Origin of the sequence: Companilactobacillus miaonis (assembly GCF_036913615.1) — a bacterium.
Classification (GTDB): Bacteria; Bacillota; Bacilli; order Lactobacillales; family Lactobacillaceae; genus Companilactobacillus.
On sequence record NZ_JAYKTX010000003.1, the window covers coordinates 149,822 to 173,739 of the forward strand.

General features: G+C 36.2%; 28 protein-coding genes and 1 pseudogene. 26 read left to right on the plus strand and 3 right to left on the minus strand.

Going from position 1 to position 23,918, the window contains the following annotated elements; genetic code table 11:
* Window positions 1-10: 10 nt before the first annotated feature.
* From ftsY to rplS, 7 genes are all read left to right on the plus strand, one after another.
* Window positions 11-1,477 (plus strand): signal recognition particle-docking protein FtsY, encoded by a 1,467-nt coding sequence (gene ftsY / locus U8521_RS03600; RefSeq protein WP_334351873.1) that lies wholly within the window; start codon window positions 11-13, stop codon window positions 1,475-1,477.
* Entirely contained in the window at window positions 1,477-1,818 is a 342-nt protein-coding gene (ylxM, locus tag U8521_RS03605) for a YlxM family DNA-binding protein (RefSeq protein ID WP_334332961.1), read from the plus strand. The genes ftsY and ylxM overlap by 1 nt, the downstream gene beginning before the upstream one ends.
* A gap of 9 nt (window positions 1,819-1,827) precedes the next feature.
* Window positions 1,828-3,264 (plus strand): signal recognition particle protein, encoded by a 1,437-nt coding sequence (gene ffh, locus U8521_RS03610; RefSeq protein ID WP_334332960.1) that lies wholly within the window; start codon window positions 1,828-1,830, stop codon window positions 3,262-3,264.
* A gap of 89 nt (window positions 3,265-3,353) precedes the next feature.
* A complete protein-coding gene (gene rpsP, locus U8521_RS03615; RefSeq protein WP_334332959.1) occupies window positions 3,354-3,626 on the plus strand; it encodes a 30S ribosomal protein S16 in 273 nt (90 codons plus the stop codon).
* A gap of 67 nt (window positions 3,627-3,693) precedes the next feature.
* Window positions 3,694-4,209: a ribosome maturation factor RimM gene (gene rimM, locus U8521_RS03620; RefSeq protein ID WP_334332958.1), complete on the plus strand. Its 516-nt coding sequence runs from the start codon at window positions 3,694-3,696 to the stop codon at window positions 4,207-4,209.
* Entirely contained in the window at window positions 4,209-4,937 is a 729-nt protein-coding gene (gene trmD / locus U8521_RS03625; RefSeq protein WP_334332957.1) for a tRNA (guanosine(37)-N1)-methyltransferase TrmD, read from the plus strand. Before rimM ends, trmD begins: the two co-directional genes overlap by 1 nt.
* 112 nt (window positions 4,938-5,049) lie before the next feature.
* Entirely contained in the window at window positions 5,050-5,403 is a 354-nt protein-coding gene (gene rplS, locus U8521_RS03630; protein WP_135371810.1) for a 50S ribosomal protein L19, read from the plus strand.
* 53 nt (window positions 5,404-5,456) lie between these two features.
* Here the strand turns inward: rplS and U8521_RS03635 are convergent.
* Together U8521_RS03635 and lexA are read right to left on the minus strand one after the other, a co-directional pair.
* Window positions 5,457-6,075, minus strand: a pseudogene (locus tag U8521_RS03635) (histidine phosphatase family protein).
* A gap of 45 nt (window positions 6,076-6,120) precedes the next feature.
* Window positions 6,121-6,744 (minus strand): transcriptional repressor LexA, encoded by a 624-nt coding sequence (lexA, locus tag U8521_RS03640; RefSeq protein ID WP_334332955.1) that lies wholly within the window; start codon window positions 6,742-6,744, stop codon window positions 6,121-6,123.
* A gap of 95 nt (window positions 6,745-6,839) precedes the next feature.
* Between lexA and U8521_RS03645 the strand changes: the two genes are divergently transcribed.
* The 13 genes from U8521_RS03645 to purD all read left to right on the plus strand — a co-directional run bounded on the left by U8521_RS03645 (window position 6,840) and on the right by purD (window position 18,855).
* Entirely contained in the window at window positions 6,840-7,082 is a 243-nt protein-coding gene (locus U8521_RS03645) for a DUF896 domain-containing protein (RefSeq protein ID WP_334332954.1), read from the plus strand.
* A 62-nt stretch (window positions 7,083-7,144) separates the two neighbouring features.
* Window positions 7,145-7,363, plus strand: coding sequence for a YneF family protein (locus U8521_RS03650; protein WP_056951281.1), 219 nt, complete (start codon window positions 7,145-7,147; stop codon window positions 7,361-7,363).
* Window positions 7,364-7,601: 238 nt separating this feature from the next.
* Window positions 7,602-8,087, plus strand: coding sequence for a 5-(carboxyamino)imidazole ribonucleotide mutase (purE, locus tag U8521_RS03655; protein WP_334351874.1), 486 nt, complete (start codon window positions 7,602-7,604; stop codon window positions 8,085-8,087).
* The gene (gene purK / locus U8521_RS03660; protein WP_334351875.1) at window positions 8,080-9,210 is read left to right on the plus strand and encodes a 5-(carboxyamino)imidazole ribonucleotide synthase; all 1,131 of its coding nucleotides are present in this window, start codon (window positions 8,080-8,082) and stop codon (window positions 9,208-9,210) included. Before purE ends, purK begins: the two co-directional genes overlap by 8 nt.
* Before the next feature lie 2 nt (window positions 9,211-9,212).
* Window positions 9,213-9,914 (plus strand): phosphoribosylaminoimidazolesuccinocarboxamide synthase, encoded by a 702-nt coding sequence (gene purC, locus U8521_RS03665; RefSeq protein ID WP_334351876.1) that lies wholly within the window; start codon window positions 9,213-9,215, stop codon window positions 9,912-9,914.
* 9 nt (window positions 9,915-9,923) lie between these two features.
* On the plus strand, window positions 9,924-10,169 hold the full coding sequence (purS, locus tag U8521_RS03670) for a phosphoribosylformylglycinamidine synthase subunit PurS (protein WP_135371796.1): 246 nt from the start codon (window positions 9,924-9,926) through the stop codon (window positions 10,167-10,169).
* Window positions 10,170-10,844 (plus strand): phosphoribosylformylglycinamidine synthase subunit PurQ, encoded by a 675-nt coding sequence (purQ, locus tag U8521_RS03675; RefSeq protein WP_334351877.1) that lies wholly within the window; start codon window positions 10,170-10,172, stop codon window positions 10,842-10,844.
* The gene (gene purL, locus U8521_RS03680) at window positions 10,844-13,051 is read left to right on the plus strand and encodes a phosphoribosylformylglycinamidine synthase subunit PurL (protein WP_334351878.1); all 2,208 of its coding nucleotides are present in this window, start codon (window positions 10,844-10,846) and stop codon (window positions 13,049-13,051) included. Before purQ ends, purL begins: the two co-directional genes overlap by 1 nt.
* Window positions 13,036-14,442 carry an amidophosphoribosyltransferase gene (purF, locus tag U8521_RS03685; RefSeq protein ID WP_334351880.1) on the plus strand — a complete coding sequence of 469 codons (1,407 nt, stop codon included), beginning with the start codon at window positions 13,036-13,038 and terminating at the stop codon, window positions 14,440-14,442. The genes purL and purF overlap by 16 nt, the downstream gene beginning before the upstream one ends.
* A gap of 11 nt (window positions 14,443-14,453) precedes the next feature.
* Window positions 14,454-15,473, plus strand: coding sequence for a phosphoribosylformylglycinamidine cyclo-ligase (purM, locus tag U8521_RS03690; protein ID WP_334351881.1), 1,020 nt, complete (start codon window positions 14,454-14,456; stop codon window positions 15,471-15,473).
* A complete protein-coding gene (gene purN, locus U8521_RS03695) occupies window positions 15,470-16,045 on the plus strand; it encodes a phosphoribosylglycinamide formyltransferase (RefSeq protein WP_334332946.1) in 576 nt (191 codons plus the stop codon). The genes purM and purN overlap by 4 nt, the downstream gene beginning before the upstream one ends.
* Entirely contained in the window at window positions 16,042-17,583 is a 1,542-nt protein-coding gene (purH, locus tag U8521_RS03700; RefSeq protein WP_334351882.1) for a bifunctional phosphoribosylaminoimidazolecarboxamide formyltransferase/IMP cyclohydrolase, read from the plus strand. Before purN ends, purH begins: the two co-directional genes overlap by 4 nt.
* 12 nt (window positions 17,584-17,595) lie before the next feature.
* A complete protein-coding gene (purD, locus tag U8521_RS03705; protein ID WP_334332944.1) occupies window positions 17,596-18,855 on the plus strand; it encodes a phosphoribosylamine--glycine ligase in 1,260 nt (419 codons plus the stop codon).
* A 41-nt stretch (window positions 18,856-18,896) separates the two neighbouring features.
* Here purD and U8521_RS03710 read toward each other — a convergent pair whose 3' ends face one another.
* Window positions 18,897-19,523 carry a lysophospholipid acyltransferase family protein gene (locus U8521_RS03710; RefSeq protein WP_334332943.1) on the minus strand — a complete coding sequence of 209 codons (627 nt, stop codon included), beginning with the start codon at window positions 19,521-19,523 and terminating at the stop codon, window positions 18,897-18,899.
* A gap of 62 nt (window positions 19,524-19,585) precedes the next feature.
* Here U8521_RS03710 and U8521_RS03715 point away from each other — a divergent pair, with 62 nt between their 5' ends.
* The 6 genes from U8521_RS03715 (at window position 19,586) to frr (ending at window position 23,912) form a co-directional block, all read left to right on the plus strand.
* Window positions 19,586-20,314, plus strand: a complete 729-nt coding sequence (locus U8521_RS03715) for a tRNA1(Val) (adenine(37)-N6)-methyltransferase (RefSeq protein WP_334351883.1) — start codon at window positions 19,586-19,588, stop codon at window positions 20,312-20,314.
* Window positions 20,304-20,591 carry a GIY-YIG nuclease family protein gene (locus U8521_RS03720; RefSeq protein ID WP_334332941.1) on the plus strand — a complete coding sequence of 96 codons (288 nt, stop codon included), beginning with the start codon at window positions 20,304-20,306 and terminating at the stop codon, window positions 20,589-20,591. Before U8521_RS03715 ends, U8521_RS03720 begins: the two co-directional genes overlap by 11 nt.
* A gap of 121 nt (window positions 20,592-20,712) precedes the next feature.
* Complete coding sequence (gene rpsB / locus U8521_RS03725) at window positions 20,713-21,522, plus strand: 30S ribosomal protein S2 (RefSeq protein WP_334332940.1); 810 nt, start codon at window positions 20,713-20,715, stop codon at window positions 21,520-21,522.
* A gap of 64 nt (window positions 21,523-21,586) precedes the next feature.
* Complete coding sequence (tsf, locus tag U8521_RS03730) at window positions 21,587-22,462, plus strand: translation elongation factor Ts (protein ID WP_334351884.1); 876 nt, start codon at window positions 21,587-21,589, stop codon at window positions 22,460-22,462.
* 168 nt (window positions 22,463-22,630) lie between these two features.
* Complete coding sequence (gene pyrH / locus U8521_RS03735; protein WP_334332938.1) at window positions 22,631-23,365, plus strand: UMP kinase; 735 nt, start codon at window positions 22,631-22,633, stop codon at window positions 23,363-23,365.
* Window positions 23,355-23,912 carry a ribosome recycling factor gene (gene frr / locus U8521_RS03740; RefSeq protein WP_334333053.1) on the plus strand — a complete coding sequence of 186 codons (558 nt, stop codon included), beginning with the start codon at window positions 23,355-23,357 and terminating at the stop codon, window positions 23,910-23,912. Before pyrH ends, frr begins: the two co-directional genes overlap by 11 nt.
* The last annotated feature ends 6 nt before the right edge of the window (window positions 23,913-23,918 follow it).

A 23,918-nucleotide genomic window follows, 5' to 3' on the forward strand; every position in this document is an offset into this window, starting at 1 on the left:
GGAGTAAATTATGGGATTATTTGATCGAATTAAAAAAGCTTTTACGGGAAAAGATGATTCTAAAAAAGATGAAGAATTAGAAAAGAAATCCCAAGAAGCCCAAGCAACTGACCAAAACGAAGAATCTGATAAAACTTCATCTGAGTCAACTGAAACTAAAGTTACCGATAATGATGCAGGTACAGAAGAAAAGTCTGCTGAGTCAACGATTCAAAGTCATGAGGAATCTGAACCATCAAATGGACCAGAAGATTCTAATGAAGAGGATGAACCCGAGACAAAAGAAACTGAAATTAATGAGGAAATTCAGCAAGCAGAGCCTGAATCTGAAACAAAAGAAGCAGATACTACTAAATCAGATGTAGAAGCAGAACCTGCAGCTCAAGATGTACAAGCAGAGATTACAACACAAGAGGATGAATCCGAGTCTGAATCCGATTCTGAACCTAAGACTGATTCAAATGAAGATTCTAAAGAAAATTCAGAAGAACAGACATCGACGGAGCAAGCTGAAACAGAATCTAAAGATGATGTCAAAGAGTACGACGAAGGCTTAAAGAAGAGTCGCAATTCCTTCAGTGCTAGATTTAATCGTTTCTTAGCTAATTTCCGTAGTGTTGATGAGGACTTCTTTGACGATTTGGAAGAATTACTGATTGAATCAGATGTTGGTTACGAAACAGCAATGCGAATTTCAGATGAGTTGCGTGAAGAAGTTAAATTAGAGAATGCTAAAAAGCGTTCTGACGTTTCAAATGTTATCGTGAAGAAATTAGTTGATATGTATGGTGAAGAAGGTAAGAATGAAGATAATACCTTGAGTTTTAGCCAAGATAAGACACCTACTGTTTTCCTATTTGTCGGTGTTAATGGTGCTGGTAAAACAACCACAATTGGTAAATTAGCTCATCGTTATCAACAAGAAGGTAAAAAAGTTTTACTAGCTGCTGGTGATACTTTCAGAGCTGGTGCAATTGAGCAATTGCAAGAATGGGGTAAACGTGTAGACGTGCCGGTTCAAGCAAGCAAAGCTCATACCGATCCTGCTTCAGTCGTTTACGATGCTGTTCAAAGGGCAGTTAATGAAGACTTTGATATTCTGTTGGTCGATACGGCTGGACGTTTACAAAACAAAGAAGGATTGATGCGTGAGCTAGAAAAAATTAAGCGAGTCATTACCCGTGAATTACCTAACGCACCTCAGGAAGTCCTTCTAGTTTTGGATGGGTCAACTGGTCAAAATGCTTTGAGTCAAGCTAAACAATTTAATGAAACGACAGATGTTTCGGGAATTGTTTTGACAAAACTTGATGGTAGTTCTCAAGGTGGAATCGTATTGGCAATTAGAAATGAATTACACATTCCGGTCAAACTAGTTGGTCTTGGTGAACAGATGGATGATTTACGCGATTTTGATCCAGAGAAATTTATTTATGGACTATTCAAAGAGCTGATCGTTGGGTCTTCAGATAAATAATGAATATTGACGAAACAACTCGCGTGAATTTACTGTATAATTTTTACAGTTCACTTTTGACCAAGAAGCAGAGTCGCTACATTGATTTATATTATGTAGAAGATTTTTCGCTGAGTGAAATTTCTGAACAATTGGACGTTTCTAGACAAGCTGTTTTAGATAATTTGCATCGATCAATCAATCTTTTAGAGTCATTTGAAAAAGAATTAGGCTTGATTGAAAAAACGGTTGAAATCGATGATATTGCTGACAAATTACGGACAATTGTTGAGAATAAATATGCAGATGATAAAGAATTGTTAGATTTAGTACAGAGAATTACAAAAATTAATGAGAAATAGGAGTTAAATATGGCTTTTGAAGGATTAAGCGAACGCTTGCAAAAAGTTTTCTCTTCTTTAAAGGGAAAAGGAAAACTTTCTGACGAAGATATTCGTAAAGTTATGCGTGAAGTACGTATGGCCTTGCTGGAAGCGGACGTTAACTTTGATGTTGTTAAAAGTTTCGTTAAAACAGTAAGAGAACGTGCTCTAGGCGCCGAGGTAATGGAAAGTTTGACTCCATCACAACAAGTTATCAAAATTGTTGATGAAGAGTTAACGAAGTTGATGGGACAAGAAGCTGTTCCATTGAACAAAGCTCCACATATACCGACGATCATCATGATGGTTGGTCTTCAAGGTGCTGGTAAGACTACGACTGCTGGTAAGTTAGCCAACCGTTTGAAGAAAAATGATAAAGCTCGTCCTTTGTTTATTGCCGGAGACGTTTATCGTCCAGCTGCAATCGAACAATTAAAGACGATTGGTCAGCAACTAGATATTCCAGTTTATGATGAAGGTACTGATCATGATCCGGTCGAGATTGTTAAAAATGGTCTAGCAGTTGCGGCCGAAAACAAGAATGATTATGTCATTATTGATACGGCTGGTCGTCTTGAAATTGATGAGCAATTGATGGAAGAACTTCAAAAAATTAAAGACCTAGCACATCCAAACGAAATTTTGTTTGTTGCCGATTCGATGACTGGTCAAGTAGCTGCTAAAGTTGCCCATGGTTTTGATGAACAATTAGATATCACCGGTGTCGTTTTGACTAAGTTGGATGGTGATACTCGTGGTGGTGCTGCGCTTTCAATTCGTTCCGTGACCGGTAAACCAATCAAATTCATCGGACAAGGTGAAAAATTAGATCAATTAGATGTTTTCCATCCTGATCGTATGGCTAACCGTATTCTCGGCATGGGTGACATGTTGACTCTGATCGAAAAAGCCCAAACCGATTACGATGAAAAGCAAGCTAAGCAAGTTGCTGAAAAGATTCGTGAAAATAGTTTTGACTTTAATGATTTTATCGATCAAATGGATCAAATCCAAAAAATGGGACCACTTGACGAGTTGATGAAGATGATCCCTGGAATGGCAAATAATCCTCAATTAGCTAATATCAATATTGGTGAGAAGGATATTGCCCATTTAAAGGCAATCGTTTACTCAATGACACCTCAAGAGCGTGAAGATCCGGACTTGTTGAATCCATCTAGAAGACGTAGAATCGCTAAAGGTTCAGGTCAAAGTGTGCAAAATGTTAATCGGATGATCAAACAGTTCAAGCAATCACGCGATATGATGAACAAGATGAGTAAAGGTAACATGGCTGGTATGGATCAGCTAATGGGTAATGGTATGCAAGGTCGTCTTGGTAAGATGGCCATGCATTCGATGGTTCGAAAGAGTAAAAAACGTAAGAAGAAGCGTTTAAAGAAGATCAAACGTTTTAAATCATAAAAAAATTAGCAGTGTAAAGAAAAAAACTTTACACTGCTGTTTTTTTTGTGTATACTAACAAAGTTAAGTATTTAGGAGGAAACAAACATATGTCAGTTAAAATCAGAATGAAACGTATGGGTAGTAAGTTAAGACCATTTTATAGATTAGTTGTTGCAGACTCACGTGCACCACGTGATGGCCGCTTTATCGAACAAGTTGGTTACTACAACCCAATTTCACAACCAGAAGAAATCAAATTAGACGATGACAAGATCGTTGAATGGTTGAATAAAGGTGCTCAACCTTCAGATACTGTTCGTCACTTGTTGAAACAACATGGTATTATGCAAAAGTTCCATGAAAGCAAATATTCAAAATAGTAATTTTGGTGGGACCAGATAAAACATTGTTTTGTCAGGGTCCTATTTTATTTATCACGGAGGGAAAATGGCCGAAAAATTATATCGAGTTGGTACTATCGTCAATACGCATGGTATTAAAGGTGAATTAAAAGTCGTTCCAATTACAGATTTTCCAGCAGATCGTTTTAAAGCGGGTGCTAAACTTTATATTAAGCAAGCTAGTTCAAAAATTGAATTTGTCGTTGAATCAGCACGACCACATAAGAATTTCTTTTTATTGAAATTGAAAGGTTACGACAATATCAATGACGTTGAGAAGTACGTCAAATCGGAAATATTTGCGGATGAGGAAATATCAACACCGCTCAACGATGGTGAATTTCTTTATAAGCAGATTATTGGTTTGACCGTGATTGATCAAAAATTAGGTGAGATTGGTAAAGTTACTGAAATCATGGAGCTAGGTCCCAATGATGTTTGGGTCGTAAAAGGAAACAAGTATAAGGAAGTTTTGCTTCCTTATATTGATGATGTAGTTAAGAATGTCGACCTCGAAAAAGAAATTATCGAAGTCGAAATACCGGATGGATTGATAGATTAATGGATATTACAATTTTAAGCATTTTTCCAAGAATGTTTCAGGCGTTAAATGAATCTTTAATAGGCAAGGCTCAAGAAAAGGGATTAGTAAATATCGATGTAGTAGACTTTCGAGATTTTACGACCAATAAGCAACATCACGTTGACGATACTACTTATGGTGGTGGAGCAGGGATGTTGTTACAAGCCCAGCCGATTTATGATGCGATGGATTACGTTGAAACAAAAAAGCCAGGTAAAAAAAGAGTGGTTTTGCTAGATCCAGCTGGTAAGACTTTCGATACTAAAATGGCTCGCGATTTTGCTAAAGAAGATCAATTAGTTTTTATTTGTGGTCATTACGAAGGTTTTGATGAACGAGTCAAAGATTTGGTGACTGATGAAGTTTCAATTGGTGATTACATTTTGACTGGTGGCGAGTTACCAACGATGAGCATGATCGATGCTACGTTGCGATTTGTTCCTGGAGTCTTAGGAAATTCTTTTTCAGCTGAAGAAGAATCTTTCTCTAATGGTTTATTAGAGTATCCACAATATACTAAACCAGCTGATTTTCGTGGTAAAAAGGTTCCCGAAGTACTAACGAGTGGGGATCATGAAAAAATCCGTCTTTGGCGTCTGACACAAGCTCTTAAAAAGACTTTAGAACGTCGACCAGATTTGTTGGAACAAGCTGAGTTGACCGATGAAGAAAAGAAGCTAATACGTGAAATTCGTCAAAATATATAGTTTACAATTAAGTCCAAATAAAGTATCATATTAAGAGTGTTTGGACACATATTAACGATATTCCGCTGTATGTCAGAGATATATAAGAGTGTCGAACAGGGAGAAATTATTTATGAATAAACTTATTCAAGATATTACTAAAGAACAACTACGTTCTGATATTCCTGATTTCCGTAGTGGTGACACAATTCGTGTACATGCTAAGGTTGTCGAAGGTAGTCGTGAACGTATCCAATTATTCGAAGGTGTCGTAATTAAGAGACATGGTGCAGGTATTAGTGCTACATATACTGTACGTAAGATGAGTAATGGTGTTGGTGTTGAGAGAACATTCCCATTAAATACACCACGTGTTGAAAAGATCGAAGTTATCAGATATGGTCGTGTACGTCGTAGCAAGCTTTACTACCTACGTGATCGTAAAGGTAAGGCTGCTCGTATTAAGGAACGTCGTCGCGACATCTAAAATACGTCTAGCAAAAAACTCTAGCCAATTTTGGCTAGAGTTTTTTTATTAACTTAGTTTAATAATTGATTGTAAAATTCTAGGTACCATTCTTCTTTTGAGAGACCAATCACTTTAGTGATACTAGTGTTTCTTGGTTCGGGAATACTCATCATGTTTTTAGGTTGAACGACAGCTAAAGCTGCTGCTTTAACGGTGAATCCGTGGGTCACACAAATTAATTTTTCGCCCGGGTACTTCTTTAATAGATTCCTCTAAAAAATCTCTTACACGGTCAATAACATCTGTAAATGACTCTCCTTGATGGGCATATTGGTTATAACTTGGTAAAGCGTCATTCCAGTATTCGTTATAGGCATCAGGATACTTCTTTCTTAAGTCGGCATTCTTTTGACCGTCCCATTCACCATAAGAAATTTCTCTCAGTCGGTTATCCAAGGTGATGGGTAATTGATATTTTTGATTAAGGATTTTTGCCGTCTGTTGGGCTCTTTGTAAGGGACTGCAAATGATTCGATCAGCAAAGCTGATATCAAAATGCTTAGCTAAATTTTGAGCTTGTTGTTGGCCTTTCTTAGTTAAATAGGTGATTTCTGTATTAATATTGCCTTGCTTCATTTTTAAAACATTGGCTTGAGTCTGTCCGTGACGGATCAGAAAAAATTCTGTCATATTTCCTCCAAAAGAAAAAGCCACTCGAATAAGTGGCTAGATTTATTAAAAAATTTGGGAACGATAGAGACCAACAACTTTTCCGATAATTTCAACATTGTCGAGAATAATTGGATCCATCGTATCATTTTCCGGTTGTAGGCGGTAATGTCCATTTTCTTGATAGAATCTCTTACATGTTGCTTCAATGTCTTCAGTCATAGCAATCACAATTTCACCGTTATTGGCAAAATTTTGCTCATGAACGATTACGTGATCACCATCATAAATACCACAGTTGATCATACTTTCACCGTGAATCTCTAACATGAATAATTCGCCTGATTCACGATTTAGGTCAGGTGGTAGCGGAAAATAACCGTCAGGGTTTCTTTCCGCTGTAATGGGTTGACCAGCAGCAACGGCACCTAATATTGGAATCTCTTCCGGTTTAATACCGATTGATGCCAAACCTTCCTGAGTTAATTCAATAGCTCTAGGTTTAGTAGGGTCACGTTTGATATAACCCTTTTTCTCTAATCGAGATAAATGGCCATGAACAGTTGAAGTGGAAGATAAGTCAACTAAATCGCAAATCTCCCTAACTGTGGGTGGGTAACCATGATCATCTAAATAATCATGAATACATCTCAGAATTTGTGACTGTTTAGAACTTTCAGCTTTTGACATTAGAACACCTCATTGTTAATATCTTAATTAGATTGTATCAAAATATGAATGCAAGTTCAAACAAGTGTTCGATATAATGAGAGGGAAATGTAATTATGGACGAACAAAAAGAATTGCTCAAAAAAATCAACGAGTTGGCACACAAGGCTAAAGCTGGTACTATTACTAAAGAAGAAGAGGATCAGCAAGCCCAGTTGCGGAAAGAATATTTGAAGAATTTCCGAGCAAGTTTTAGATCACAAATTGAGATGTTGAGAGTCTTTGACAAACAAGGAAATGAAGTTACCCCAGAAAAAGTTCGTGAGATTCAAAGAAAAAAGGGATTACGTGACGATTAGTACTTTCAATTAGTAACTTTTTTTTGTAATATTAGTAGATGTATGGAAAGGGTGAAACATAAATGGGAACAACAATTATCGTTGGTATTCTAGCCTTATTAATTGGCCTCGTCGGCGGATTCTTTATTGCCAGATGGTATATGAAGAAATATTTCCAAGACAATCCACCAATCAGTGCGGATATGATTAAGCAAATGATGGCTCAAATGGGACAAAAGCCTTCACAAAAGAAACTTAACCAATTAATGAGTACTATGAAAGCATCACAAAAAAAGAAATAGATTAAAAAATTTTAGGCAGTATACATATTTTTATATGTATGCTGCTTATTTTTTTGTCCAAAAAATCAATAGTTCGTTAATAAAACAAATAAATAATAATAAATACTAAAACAATCTAAATGTAAGCGATAAATACGAATAATAAGCTAAATATTTTAAATTAAATACGTGTTTTTGTTGAAAGAATTTTAATTACTTGATAGAATTTGGGTACCAAGGATAGAAAGGTGGAAAACCAATGAGTGATGTAGCAGTAGTTATGGGCTCAATCTCTGACTTGAAAGTTATGCAAAGTACTATTGATCTTTTGAAAGAACTTCAAGTCACTTACACGGCTAAGGTGATTTCGGCACACCGGACGCCACAAGAAATGTTAGATTTTGCTAAAAACGCCAAATCTGATGGTTTCAAAGTAATTATCGCTGGTGCAGGAGGAGCGGCACATTTGCCGGGAATGCTCGCCTCTTCAACTAGTCTGCCAGTGATTGGTGTTCCAGTACCGTCTAAGTATTTAAAAGGGATGGATTCTTTACTATCAATTGTTCAAATGCCGGCTGGTGTACCAGTTGCAACCGTTTCGATTGGCGAAGCGGGTGCAAAAAATGCGGCAATTCTAGCTACTAAAATTTGTGGATTGAGTAATGAGGAATACACTGCTTCGTTGAATAAATATGTCCAAGCAATGCATGATAGTTCGTTAGAAAGTGGGAAAGATCTTGAGTAAAACAATTTTACCAGGAGCAACGATTGGGATTATCGGTGGTGGTCAACTTGGTCAAATGATGGCCTTTTCAGCAAAAGAAATGGGCTACAAAGTCATCATTTTAGATCCAACGCCAAATTGTCCAGCGGCTCAAGTTTCAGATGACCAAATCGTTAGCAACTATGATGATTTAGAAAAATTGATTGAATTAGCTAAACGTTGTGATGTGTTGACTTACGAATTTGAAAATGTTGATGCGGAAACAATTGATGAAGTTAAAAAATATACCCAAGTTCCTCAAGGAACGAAGGCGTTAAGTATTACACAAAATCGAATTTCCGAAAAAAACTTTATTGAAAAATCAGGCTTTGCGGTCGTACCACATGCTGAAATTGAAAATATTTTTGAATACCATCGAGCAGTTGAAAATTTGGGTGCTCCAGTAATCGTTAAGACGATTCGAGGCGGCTACGATGGTAAAGGGCAAATTCTAGTCAATGATCCAAAAAAAGCTTGCTTTGCTGATATTGAACGTTTATTGATGAGCGGAACTTGTATCGTTGAAAAGAAAATCGATCTTCAAAAGGAAGTTTCAGTTGTTGTTGCGGCTAACAGTGATGGTCAGACTTCAATTTTTCCAGTAATTGAAAATGTCCATCGTGACAATATTTTGCATCTCAGTAGTTGTCCAGCAATGATTAGTTCAAAATCGCAAGCCCATATTTATCAAGTGGGTGAACAATTAGCACGTAATTTAGAGTTGGTTGGAACGATGTGTATTGAATTCTTTATTTCGACTGATGACCAAGTTTATGTTAATGAAATAGCTCCAAGACCACATAATTCAGGTCATTTGACGATTGAAGCTTGCAACATCTCGCAATTCGATGCACATATTCGTGGCGTTTGTAATTTAGCCATGCCAAAAATCGAATTACTCAAACCAAGTGTGATGGTTAATTTATTAGGACAACATTTGGAAAATGCCAAAAAAGAATTAAATCAACATCCAGAATGGCATTTCCATGATTATGGAAAAGATGAAATTAAACATAATCGTAAGATGGGTCATATCACGATCTTGACCGATGACCTAGAAAAAACGAAACAAAGTATTGATCAAAATAAAATTTGGGATGTGTAAAGATGGCTAAATTATTGTACGAAGGTAAAGCAAAAAATGTTTACGAAACTGACAAAGCAGACGAAGTGTTGATGGTTTATAAGGATCAAGCCACTGCTTTCAATGGCAAGAAAAAAGAAATTCTACCTGGTAAGGGAGTTTTGAATTGCCAAATCTCAGTTTTAGTTTTTGATTACTTGATTAAGCAAGGGATTAAAACTCATTTGATCAAAACTTTGTCAGATCACGAACAACTAGTTAAAAAAAGTGAAGTTTTCCCTTTGGAAGTAGTTGTTAGAAATATTGCTTCTGGTAGCTTAGTTAAAAAATTTCACGTTGAAAATGGTATGAAATTGCGTGAACCAATTGTTGAATTTTATTACAAGAGTGACGCATTAGATGATCCCTTTATCAATGACTCGCAAGTACATGCTTTAGCAATTGCTGATAAAGAGGAAATTAATTACATCAAAGAACAAGCATTGAAAATCAATCAACTATTGATTTCTTTCTTTGCTGAAAGTGATTTTGATTTAGTTGATTTCAAACTAGAATTTGGAAAAGTCGCTGGTGAAATTGTTTTAGTAGATGAATTCTCACCAGATAACTGCCGCTTATGGGACAAGAGAAGCCATCATTCGATGGATAAAGATGTTTTTCGTAAGCACGAAGGTGATTTAGTTAAAACATATCAAGAAGTCTTAGAACGACTAACAAACCACTAGGAGAGAATAATGAAATTAGTAAAAGTATATGTGACCCTCAAACCATCAGTTTTGGATTCCCAAGGAGAAGCTATTAAGTCAGCCGTTCATTCAATGGGGTATGACCAAGTTGAAAAAGTTTCTATGGGTAAGTATTTTGAATTACATTTTCAAGATTACGAAAATTTGGAAAAAGATGTCGATGCAATTTGTGATGAATTGTTGACTAATCCTAATATAGAAACTTATCGTTACGAAATTTTGGAGGAAAAATAAATGAAGTTTGCCGTAGTTAATTTTCCTGGTTCTAATTGTGATATGGATCTTTTTTATGCTATTAAAGATGGTATCAAGCAGGACGTTGAATTAGTTGATTATCGTCAAACTAGTTTAGTCGGCTTTGATGGGGTATTGATTCCAGGTGGCTTTTCTTATGGTGATTATTTAAGAAGTGGTGCAATTGCCGTTCACGCACCAATTATTTCAGAAATTATTCGTTTTGCTAATGAAGGCAAAATAGTTTTAGGAATCTGTAACGGATTCCAAATTTTAACGGAATTACATCTCTTACCAGGGGCATTGATTCGTAATGAAAAAGGTCGTTTCATTTGCGAGACCGTGACTTTAGAAGTAGAAAATGTTGAAACACCTTTTACAAATCAATATCAATTGGGTGAACAAATGAGAATTCCAATTGCTCACGGTGAAGGTCGTTATTTCTGTGACGACAAAACTTTAAATGAATTAAAAGAAAATAATCAAATTGCTTTCAAATATACGGAAAACGTCAATGGTAGTGTTGATAGGATTGCTGGTGTAACTAACAAGCAAAAAAATGTTCTAGGGATGATGCCTCATCCAGAGCGAGCAATTGAAGATGTTCTCGGTTCTGATGATGGTTTGAAGTTATTTCAATCAATAATCAATTATCAAGTAAGGGTGAATAATTAATGACTGAACCTACTGCAAAACAAATTAAAGATTCAAAATTGTATCAACAATGGGGATTAAGCGAATCAGAATACGATTTGATCAGTGAAAAGATTCTAAAAAGACTACCTAATTATACTGAGACGGGTCTTTATTCAGTAATGTGGAGTGAACATTGTTCGTATAAGAATTCAAAAAAGGTTCTAAGAAAGATGCCTAATAAGAGTTCTCGAGTTTTGGCTGGCCCAGGTGAAGATGCTGGTATTCTCGATATTGGTGATGGTCAAGCAGTTGTTTTCAAGGCTGAAAGTCACAACCATCCTTCAGCGGTGGAACCTTATCAAGGTGCAGCAACTGGTGTCGGAGGAATTATTAGAGATATCTTCTCAATGGGCGCTCAACCGATTGCTTTACTGAACAGTTTAAAATTTGGACCTTTGGATAACGGTAAGACAAAACATTTAGTTGATGAAGTCGTTGCCGGTATCGGTGGTTATGGAAATTGTATCGGTTTGCCAACAGTTGGTGGTGAAGTATCTTTTGAAGATTGTTATGAAAATAATCCTTTAGTTAATGCAATGTGTGTCGGCTTATTGAATAAAACTGACTTTAAACATGGGACAGCTAGTGGTAATGGTAATTTGATCGTCTACGTTGGTGCCAAAACTGGTCGTGATGGAATTCATGGTGCAACTTTTGCCTCAGATGAATTTACTGATACTAAAAATAAACAACGTTCAGCGGTACAAGTCGGTAATCCTTTTATTGAAAAATTGTTGATGGATGCTTGTGTTGAAATAATTGATCAACATCCTGATTGGGTTTTAGGAATTCAAGACATGGGTGCTGCAGGATTAGTTTCTTCAACTGCTGAAATGGCTTCTAAAGCCGGTAGTGGTTTAGTTTTGAACCTCGACAACGTACCACAGCGTGAAACTGAAATGTCGGCTTATGAAATGATGCTTTCAGAATCACAAGAGAGAATGGTTCTTTGTATCAAACCTGAATTTGAAGCTGAAGTATTGAACTTTTTCAAACATTTTGAACTCGATGCAGTTGTTATTGGACATGTGACTGAAGATAAGCAATATAAAATTTATCATCAAAATAAATTAGTGACTGATATTCCTGTCGATAGTTTGACTGAGATGGTTCCTGAATACGATCGACCAGAAGTTGAACCAGCTAGAATTAAAGCGGATAAAGATTATCATTTTGTCCCCGTGATCAATTCACTAAGTGACACTTGGCTAGATATGTTAAAACAACCTAACATCGCTAGCAAAAAACATTTTTACCAAACATATGATTCTCAAGTGCGAGCAAATACTTTAGTTTGTCCTGGTAGTGATGCAGGTGTAGTTCGGATTCGTGGCACTAAAAAAGCCATCGCAATGACAAACGATAGCAATTCAAAATTCGTTTATTTAAATCCATTTGTCGGTGGTCAAATTGCGGTAATGGAAGCAGCTCGAAATATTGTTGCAAGTGGTGGTTTGCCAATTGGTTTAACAGATTGCTTGAATTACGGTAATCCCGAGAATCCCGAAGTGTTCTTTGAACTAGATAAGTCAGTTGAAGGAATTGCTTCTGCTTGTGAGAAATTAGATACGCCAGTAATTTCTGGTAATGTGTCACTCTACAATGAATACAACGATGAGGCCATTTATCCAAGTCCAATGGTCGGGATGGTTGGCTTGATTGAAAATTATGATCATGTAACGACCATTGCATTCAAAGAAAGTGGCGACTTAATTTACTTAATTGGTGAAACTAACGATGATTTTAATGGATCAGAAATTCAAATGTTACAAGAAAAACAAATCAAAGGTGATTTACGTAATTTAGATTTAGATCAGGAAAAAAATCATCAAGAACTTGTTTTAAAGGCTATCCAACAAGGTCTGATTACGAGCGCTCACGATCTTAGTGAAGGTGGATTGGCAGTAGCTTTATCAGAAGCTAGCTTTGAAAATCAATTAGGTTTTGAGATTCAAACCGATTTATCATCTGCACAGCTATTTTCAGAAACACAATCTCGCTTTATCGTGACTGTTAAAGCAAAAGATAAGGATAAATTTGAAGCAATGAGCTCAGATCTAACCTTGTTAGGTCAAGTAATTGCTGATCCTAAATTTAAAGTAACAACTAAAGATGATTCAGTTGTAATCGATGCAAACAAGGCATCTAAAAATTGGAAAGAGGCGATAACGTGTTTGATGAAGTAAAAAGTTTAAATGAAGAATGCGGTATTTTTGGTGTTTGGGGTGCTGATAACGCTAATTATTTAACTTATTTAGGACTTCATAGTTTGCAACATCGTGGCCAAGAGGGTGCTGGAATCGTCGCTAATGATAGAAAAAAATTGCGTGCTTACCGTAATTTAGGATTGTTGACACAAGTATTTTCTAAGCCAGAATATTTGAATGATCTAGTCGGTGATTCTGCCATTGGACACGTTCGTTATTCCACTGCTGGTGAAAATAAAATTGAAAATGTTCAACCTTTACTATTTGATTTTACTGATAATCAAATTGCTTTAGCTCACAATGGTAATTTGACTAACGCCATTACTTTGAAAAAAGAATTAGAGAAAAGTGGTCATATTTTCAAATCTAGTTCTGATTCAGAAGTACTCTTGCACTTGATCATGCAGTCTAAAAAAGAAACTTTTCATGATCGAATGGTCGAAGCACTTAACAAGATTCAAGGTGGCTTTGCATACTTGCTGTTAACTAAAGAGGCAATGTACGTTGCGTTAGATTCACATGGATTCCGTCCTATTTCAATTGGAAAACTAGAGAATGGTGCTTATGTAGTAGCTAGTGAGACTTGTGCCTTGGATGCCGTTGGAGCAACTTTTGTCCGTGACGTTCAACCTGGAGAGTTGATTACAATTTCTGATTCAGGGATGCAAATTGATCATTGGACCACAAAGACACAATTAGCGATCTGTTCAATGGAATTTATTTATTTTGCCCGTCCAGATTCCAATATTTTGGGAATCAATGTTCATTCGGCTAGAAAACGTATGGGAGCCAATTTAGCTAATGAATTTCCGGCACCTGGAGATATTGTCGTCGGAGTACCAAATTCATCGCTTTCTGCTGCTAGTGGATATGCTGAAGCTAGTGGATTGCCATATGAAATGGGTTTGATCAAAAACCAATACATGGGTCGTGAATTCATTCAACCAACTAAAGAGTTGCGTGAAAAGAGTGTTCGACAAAAATTAGCTGCCGTTAAAGGGGTTGTGGCTGGCAAGCGCGTCATCTTGGTTGATGATTCGATTGTTCGTGGAACAACTTGTGCTTATATCGTTCAACTGCTGAAAGAAGCTGGAGCAACTGAAGTTCACCTCCGGATTGCTTCACCAAGATTCATGCATCCATGCTTTTACGGCATCGACATTCAAGAAAAAAGTGAATTGATAGCTGCTCATAAGAGTATTGATGAAATGAATCAGATCTTTGGTTCTGATTCCTTACGTTTCTTGAGTGAAGAAGGTTTGATCGATGCGATTGGATTAAATGCTGATGCACCATATTCAGGCTTAGATATGTCGTACTTTAATGGCGATTATCCAACTTACTTGTACGATTATGAGTCTAAAAAATAAGGAGGCAGATTATGTCTAATCCCTATCAAGATGCTGGCGTAAACGTCGAATCAGGATACAAAATTTCCAAATTTGTAAAAAAAAATACCAACAATCGCAGTATTGGTAATTTTGGTGGTGTTTATGAAATACCTGAAGGTTATCAACATCCAGTGTTGGTTTCTAGTGATGATGGTGTCGGAACAAAATTATTATTAACGAATGAATCTAAGAAATGGGACACTATTGGGATTGATTGTGTTGCTATGTGTGTCAACGATATTTTGGCACAAGGTGCAATTCCGCAGTATTTTCTTGATTATATTTCAACCGGGAAAGTTGATGAAAAGATTGAGGAAATTTTGAAGGGTGTTATCAATGGCTGCCAGCAAGCCAATGCAGCTTTAATTGGTGGTGAAACAGCTGAAATGCCTGGTGTTTATAGTCCCAGTGATTATGATATTGCCGGTTTTGCGGTTGGTATTTGTGAAAAAGAAGATTTATTAAAACCAGAAAAAGTTCACGAAAATGATGTTCTAATCGGCATTAAATCTAGTGGAATTCATTCAAATGGTTACTCATTAGTACGAAAGATCTTCTTTCAAGAGCATCAATTTACCACTGAAACGGTTTTACCAGAATTACCACATCAAACTTTAGGTGATGTACTATTAACGCCAACTAAAATTTATACATCTGAACTAGTGCCACTTTTACAAGAAAAATTAGTTCACGGAATTGCTCATATTACTGGTGGTGGATTTTTTGAGAATGTTCCAAGAATTTTACCTGAAAATCTTGCTGCTGAGATCAATTTTGATGTTTGGCCAGTCTTACCAATTTTTGATGTTTTACAAAAATATGGAAAAATTGAAACAATCGACATGTATCACATCTTTAATATGGGTCTAGGAATTGTTTTAGCAGTTGATCCAAAGGATGAACTGAAAGTATTACAACAATTGAATCAAAAACAAACTTTGGCCTATACGATTGGGTCAGTTGTAGCTAAAGAGTCAGAAAGTCTGATTTTGAAAGGGGACAAACTGTGAGAGTAGCGGTCTTTGCTTCAGGTAATGGCACAAATTTTGAAACCATTGCCGGATCAGACGAATTAAAGAAATTAGGCCTTGAAATTGAGTTGTTAGTTTGTGATCAACCACAGGCCAAAGTAATTAAAAGAGCGGAAAAATACCACATTCCGGTTTTTGTTAACCAATTAGCTGACTATGAGAATCGTGGAGCTTATGAACAAGCAATCGTTGAAAAATTGAAACCTTTAAAGATCGATTATATTTTTCTGGCCGGTTATATGCGTGTTGTTACACCGGTTTTATTGAGCCAGTATCCTAATAAAATAATCAATATCCATCCATCGCTTCTGCCGAAATTTTCCGGTCTTGAAGCAATTCATCGAGCATTCGTTGCTAATGAACCAGTGACAGGCGTGACGATTCATTACATTGATGAAGGTGTTGATACTGGACCAATTATTAAACAATCAAAAGTTGTCAGATTAAAAAATGATACTGAGGAAAGTTTGGAAGCAAGAATTCACCAAACTGAACATCAAATGTATAAAGAAGTCATTGCTAATTTATTAAAAGGGGTAAGTAAAAAATGAGAAGAGCTTTAATTAGTGTATCCGATAAAACTGGTGTCGTAGAATTTGCCAAAGGTTTGATTGCCAATGGCTTTGAAATTGTTTCAACTGGTGGTACATATAAAAAGTTACAAGAAAATGGTGTTAAAGTAACTGAAATCGATGAAATTACTAATTTTCCAGAAATTTTGGATGGACGAGTTAAAACACTGCATCCAATGGTTCATGCTGGGCTTTTAGCCAAACGTGACAATCCCGAACATATGAAAACTTTGGAAAAATTAAATATTCACACTATTGATCTAGTTTGTGTCAATTTATATCCGTTCAAAGAGACAATTTCTAAAGATGGTGTTACACCAGCTCAAGCAATTGAACAAATTGATATTGGTGGACCATCAATGATTCGTTCTGCTTCGAAGAATTTCAAGAGTGTTTACGTTGTAATTGATGCCAGTGACTATCAAACTGTTTTAACAAGCATTGAATCAGGCAATGATGATCTAGTTTTGAGACAAAAATTGGCTGCGAAAGCTTTCCGTCACACAGCTGAATATGACAGTATTATTGCTCATTACTTATCTGACTTGAACCATGAAGAATTCCCCGACGTTGAAGTTTTAGGCTACGACTTCCATCAAGAATTGCGCTATGGTGAAAACTCTCATCAAAAGGCAGCCTTTTATCAAAGTGCTCTTCCTAGTGCTTATTCAATTGCTTCTGCCAAGCAACTTCATGGCAAAGAATTGTCCTTTAATAATATTAAAGATGCGGATGCAGCTTTAAGAATTGTGGCTGACTTTGACAAACCTTGTGTTGCTGCCTTGAAGCACATGAATCCTTGTGGCGTCGGTATTGATGATGAATCAATTTATCAAGCTTGGCGTAAAGCATATACAGCAGATACTATGTCGATCTTTGGTGGGATTGTGGCTGTTAACCGTGAAGTTACTAAAGAAATTGCCGAAGAGATGCATAAGATCTTCTTGGAAATTGTCATTGCTCCAAGTTTTACTGATGAAGCTTTGGAGATCCTTGAAGCTAAAAAGAATATTCGCTTATTGACACTTGATTTCTCGAAGGCAAAAGATGCTGACAAGCATGAATACGTTTCAGTTATGGGTGGATTGTTAGTTCAAGAACGAGATACAACGGTTGATAAACTTGATGAATTTAAAGTTGTTACTGAAAAGGCCCCAACAGCTGAAGAAATGAAGGCATTATTGTTTGGTCAACAAGTAGTTAAACATGTGAAGAGTAATGCAATTGTTATTTCTACGACTGATAAGACTTTAGGAATTGGTGCCGGTCAGATGAATCGTATTGGTTCAGTGAAAATTGCCATCGAACAAGAAGAACAAGCTCAAGAACATAAGCCATTGATCATGGCATCGGATGCTTTCTTCCCAATGGATGACTGTGTTCAATATGCAGCAGAACATAACATTACAGCTATTATTCAACCTGGTGGGTCTATCAAAGATCAAGACTCAATCGATATGGCTAATAAGTTTGGTATCGCAATGGTCTTCACTGGTAGAAGACACTTTAAACACTAGAGAGGTCATTAAATGAAAATACTTGTAATTGGTTCCGGAGCACGTGAAGATGCAATTTGTAAATCATTGTTAAAAAATAAAGATAATGTAGTTTTTTGTGCCCCAGGTAATGATGGGATGAAGTTATCGAAAATCAAGACAATTGCTATCGACGAAAATGATTTTGAACATTTAGCTAAATTTGCTGAAACAAATGAGATCGATTTTTCAATCGTTGGTCCCGAAGAGCCATTGGTTAATGGAATTGTTGATTTCTTTAAAAATAAAAAGCTAAAGATCTTTGGTCCCAATCAAGAAGCAGCTCAGGTAGAAGGGTCAAAAACTTTTACTAAAAAAATCATGGCTGATGCTAATATTCCGACGGCTCAGTATCAAGAGTTTACAAATTTACAGGCTGCAAGAGCTTTTCTGCAAAAAAATCAAACTTATCCAATCGTAATTAAAGCTAATGGATTAGCTGCGGGTAAAGGGGTCTTTATCGTCCAAGACCTTTCAGAAGCTGAAAAAGTGATAAATGAATTATTAGATAATCATAAATTCAATACTTCTAAAGTGATCATTGAAGATTATCTAGAGGGAGAAGAATTTTCTTTGATGGCCTTTGTCGACCATAAACGCTTTTATCCCATGCCTCTAGCTCAAGATTACAAAAAGATTTTTGATGGCGATTTAGGGCCTAATACTGGTGGTATGGGCGCAGTTTGTCCAGTTCAAAATATTTCTCAAGAGGTTGAACAATCAGCCATTGAGACGGTTTTGAAGCCGTTTGTTTCTGAGTTAAGAGCTCAAGGTATTAAATATACAGGAATTTTGTATGCAGGCTTGATTTTGACTAAACAAGGCATAAAAGTTATTGAATTCAATGCTCGCTTTGGTGATCCTGAAACTGAGGTGGTCTTGCCACGTTTGAAAACCGATTTAGCTTCGATTATTGATCACATTTTACGTCATAAAAAAATTAAGCAGATCGAATGGAAACAAAAGGGACTTAATTTAGGGGTTTTTGCAGTCAGTCAAGGGTATCCTCAAAAGCCCGAACCAGGAACATTAGGAAAAGTGACTGATTTTAAAAATTGTCCTTTGGAAATAAATTTTGCCAGTGTCAAAAAGGAGGATCACCAGTTGTTTAGTAATGGTGGTCGACTCTATTTGATGAAAGCACATGCTAAAGATTTGTCAGATGCACAAAAAACGATCTATGAACAATTACAGAAGATGAACAATAATCATATTTTTTATCGAAAAGATATTGGTTGTAACTCAATTGACTAAAAAAAGCGGCCTTTGCAGGTCGCTTTTTTTTGTTATCATTATTAATGTTTTTTCTTTGGTGGGATATACTTGAATTCAGGATTAATTTCTTGGTCCACCTTTTTCCATGCTTTTTCCATGTCATCATTAACTTGTTTAGTTTGTTGTTCATCCAACTTAGCTTTGAAGTCAAAGTCGATTTCCGGGCCAACACCGATGGTGATTTTTTGATGTTTCAGTAGGCCAGAAAATTTCAAAGGTCCCTGATAAACAAAAGGAACTAGTGGTGCTTTCGAAAGCTTGGCAATTAAAGAAGCTCCACCCTTTAATTGCTCGGAATAACGTGTTCCAGATGGAAACATGATTAAAACTTTATCCTCTTTCTTTAAAGCCTTAACAGGGGTCTTAATTACTGAAGGACCAGGATGAGCTCGATCAACTGGAAATGCATGTGCATGAACGAGAATAAATCTCAGAATTGGATTTTTGAATAATTCTTTTTTGGCCATAAAAGTAGCTTCTCTTGGAGAGATCACTAATGCAAAAAAGATTGGTTCCCACCATGTGCGGTGTGGTGCCACAATAATGTAGGGTTTGTCAGGTAGGTTTTCTTTACCAACAATATCAAAATGACCGTTGAGAAGAAAAACGATCCCTCTAGCTATTACTCGGATAAACTTATAAAACATAAAATTATCATTCTCCCTAAAATAATCTTAACTTATTTAAAATACCATAAAGTAGGTGCAACATGTCGATAAATTCCCAAGATATTATTTCAAATAGTGGAATCATTATTAATCAGGATAAAGAACTTTATTCTTTTAACCTTGATACTATTTTACTGTATAATTTTGCAAAACCAGCACAAAAAGGCAAAATAGTAGATCTATGTTCTGGAAATGGCGCAATTGGCTTGACTTTGGCTAATAAAACTAAGGCGCAAATCTATTTAGTAGAAATTCAAAAAAAACTCGCTGAATTATCACAAAAGAGTATTGAAGACAATCATTTGGATAATCAAGTCCATTTGATCAATGCTGATTTAAAAGATATCCAGAAATATTTAGATCACGATACGATTGATACTATCGTCTGTAATCCACCGTATTTTAAAGTTAATCAAAATACTGCTACTAAGGAAAATCCGGTTTTAGCAAACGCTCGACATGAGATTTTAGCTGATCTTGAGGATGTATGCTATGCCATCAAAGTATTGTTAAAAGAAAATTCACATGTTTTTTTAGTTTATCGACCCGAAAGATTAACTGAGTTATTAATTGAGATGTCAAAACAAAAATTGCAAGCTCGAAAATTACGCTTTGTTAGAACTACCAAACAGAAAGTGGCTAATTTAGTTTTAGTGGATGCGGTAAAAACGGTTAAAGAAGCATCGTTACAAATTGAACCGGATTTGGTGATGTATGATGATAATCATCAATTGAGTGAAGAGGCGAATCAAATAATCAATGGCAAATAATAAATATTACGTCTATATGTTATTGTGCAGTGATCAGACTTTTTATACTGGTACTAGTAATGATGTAACTAAAAGAGTAGCTACTCATAATGCAGGTAAAGGCGCTAAATATACCAAAGTACGACGACCAGTGGTATTGATGTATAGCGAGGAACTGGAAAATAAATCGCAAGCTTTGAAACGAGAAATTGCTATCAAGAAGCTTAGTCGTTCTCAAAAAGAAAAATTATTAAAAAGTCAGGGAATAAATTGGCGTGACTACTTGATTTCAAAATAATCTTCCCTTATAATATTAAACCGTATTGAATACACACACTTAACGATTCATTTGATGGTGCGCAGGTCGCGTTTTGAATGAATAAGACTTAAGTGGAGGTAAAAACCAGGAGGAACTTTTTATGTCAGTTATTTCTATGAAACAACTTCTTGAAGCCGGTGTACATTTTGGTCACCAAACAAGAAGATGGAACCCTAAGATGAAGCCATTTATCTTTACACAAAGAAATGGTATTTACATCATTGATTTACAAAAAACAGTACGCATGATCGACGATGCATACAACTATATGAAGGCCGTTGCCGGTGATGATGGTATTTTCCTATTCGTTGGTACAAAGAAACAAGCACAAGATGCTATTGCTGAAGAAGCAACACGTGCTGGCCAATACTATGTTAACCATCGTTGGTTAGGTGGTACTTTGACTAACTGGAACACAATTCAAAAACGTATCAAGAGATTAAAGGACATCAAGGCTATGTCTCAAGATGGTACTTTTGAACGTCTACCTAAGAAAGAAGTTGCTTTACTTACAAAGCAACAAGCTAAGTTGGAGAAATTCCTTGGTGGTATCGAAGATATGCCAAGAATTCCTGATGTTATGTTCATTGTTGACCCTCATAAGGAAAACATTGCTGTTAACGAAGCTAAGAAACTTAACATTCCTATCGTAGCTATGGTTGATACAAATACTGATCCAGATCCTATCGATGTTATCATTCCATCAAACGACGATGCTATTCGTGCCGTTAGATTGATTACATCTAAGATGGCTGACGCTATCGTTGAAGGTAAACAAGGTGAAGAAGCTGTTTCAGATGCAGACTTCGCTAAGGAAGATAACAACGAAAATGCTGATGCTGCTGATGCAAAATCTATTGAAGATTTAGCAGAAGCTAAGAATTCATCAAATAACGAAGATAACAAATAATAATAAGCGTAAAATAGAGTCATCTGAGTAAGATGGCTTTATTTATACGACTGGAGGATTACTAATGGCTAAAATTACTGCTGCTCAAGTTAAAGAATTACGTGATAAGACAAGCGTTGGTATGATGGATGCTAAAAAGGCATTGGTTGCTGCTGACGGTAACATGCAAGAGGCTATCGACAAACTTCGCGAAAAAGGTATTGCTAAAGCCGCTAAGAAGAGTGGAAACATTGCTGCTGAAGGTTTGACACATATCGAAGTTTCAGGTAACAAAGCTGCTATTATCGAAGTTAATTCAGAAACTGACTTTGTTTCATCAAACGACAAATTTATCAATCTTGTAAATGAAATTGGTAAAGCTATCGTTGAAAATGAACCAAAAGACATGGATGAAGCTTTGACACTTAAGATTGGTGACCAAACAATTAACGACGCCATCACAGGCTTAACAGCTGTTATTGGTGAAAAGATTTCATTGAGACGTTTCAAAGTTCTTGATAAGACTGACTCACAAGTATTCGGTGCTTACCTACATAACGGTGGCCTAATTGGTGCAATCGTTACACTTGAAGGTAAGGATGAAGATGCTGCTAAAGACGTAGCTATGCACGTTGCAGCTATTAATCCTGAATACATGGATCGTAATCAAGTTCCTGAAGACCGTTTGGAACATGAAAAGGCAATCTTCACTGAAGAGACAAAGGCTGAAGGTAAACCTGAAAAGATCATTCCTAGAATCGTTGAAGGACGTCTAAACAAGTTCTTGTCAGAAATTAGTTTGGCTGACCAAGAATTCGTTAAGGACTCTGATATGACTGTTCAACAATTCGTTGAATCAAAGAACAGTAAGCTAGTTTCATTCGTTCGTTACGAAGTTGGCGAAGGAATTGAAAAGAAACAAGAAGACTTTGCTGAAGAAGTAAAGAACCAAATGAAGTAATTATTTACTAATTTGAAAGAGAGGTCGCTTAATTCGTAAGAATTAAACGACCTTTTCTTGTATTTAGGGTTGTATCCAAGCAATTTTTATTTAAAAATAGTCAATAGATAAATTTAGACTAATCTAATATGTTAAAATGTTAAATAGCAAAATTAAAGGAGAGTACTTATGCCTGATATCAAGTATAAAAGAGTTATTTTAAAAGTTTCTGGAGAAGCCCTAGCTGGTGAGAAAGGATTTGGAATCAATCCCCCAGTTATTAAACAAATTGCTGAACAGATTAAAAGTGTTCACGATTTAGGAGTTCAAGTAGCCATTGTTTGTGGTGGTGGAAATATTTGGCGTGGTGAAACTGGTGCCGAAATGGGTATGGATCGTGCTCAAGCAGACTATATGGGTATGATGGCCACTGTTATGAACGGTTTAGCATTGCAAGATGGTTTGGAACATATTGGTGTTCCAACACGCGTTCAAACATCAATTGAAATGCGTCAAGTTGCTGAACCATATATCAGAAGAAAGGCTATTAGACATCTAGAAAAGGGACGTGTAGTGATTTTTGCTGGTGGTACTGGTAATCCATACTTCTCAACTGATACTACATCTGTTTTACGTGCTGCTGAAATTGAAGCCGATGTTATTTTAATGGCTAAAAACAACGTCGATGGTGTTTATTCAGCTGATCCTAAGAAAGATCCAAATGCTAAGAAGTATTCAGAATTGACACAACTTGATATTATTAATAAGAACCTTGGAGTAATGGATACAACAGCTTCTTCATTGTCAATGGATAATGACATTCCATTGATCGTCTTTAACTTGAACAAGCCAGAAAACATTAAAAAGGTTGTTCAAGGTGAAAATATTGGAACAATAATAAAGGGTGGTAATGATGACGAATAAAGCGATAACTAAGGCACAAGAAAATATGTCTAAATCAATTGAAGTATTGAGAAAAGAATTGGCCAACATTCGTGCTGGTAAAGCCAATGCTTCAATTTTGAATAATATTAAAGTTTCTTACTATGGGACTGACGTTCCTTTGAACCAAGTAGCATCAATCAATATTCCAGAAGCTCGAGTATTGTTGATCACACCTTACGATCAATCTTCACTTGATGATATTGAACATGCTATCAATTCATCTGATCTAGGTTTGAATCCAGCTAATGATGGTAAAGTAATCCGTTTGGTGATTCCACAGCTCACTGGTGAACGTAGACAAGAGATTGCTAAGCAAGTTGGTAAAGAAGCTGAAGGCTCACGAATCGCCGTTAGAAACGTTCGTCGTGAAGCTATGGATGATTTAAAGAAGCAATTGAAAGCTAATGATGTAACAGAAGATGAATTCCATGATTTGGAAAAAGATGTTCAAAAAGTTACTGATTCAGCAATTGCTGATGTCGATAAACTTGCAGCAGATAAAGAAAAAGAAATTACTGAAGGATAAAATTCC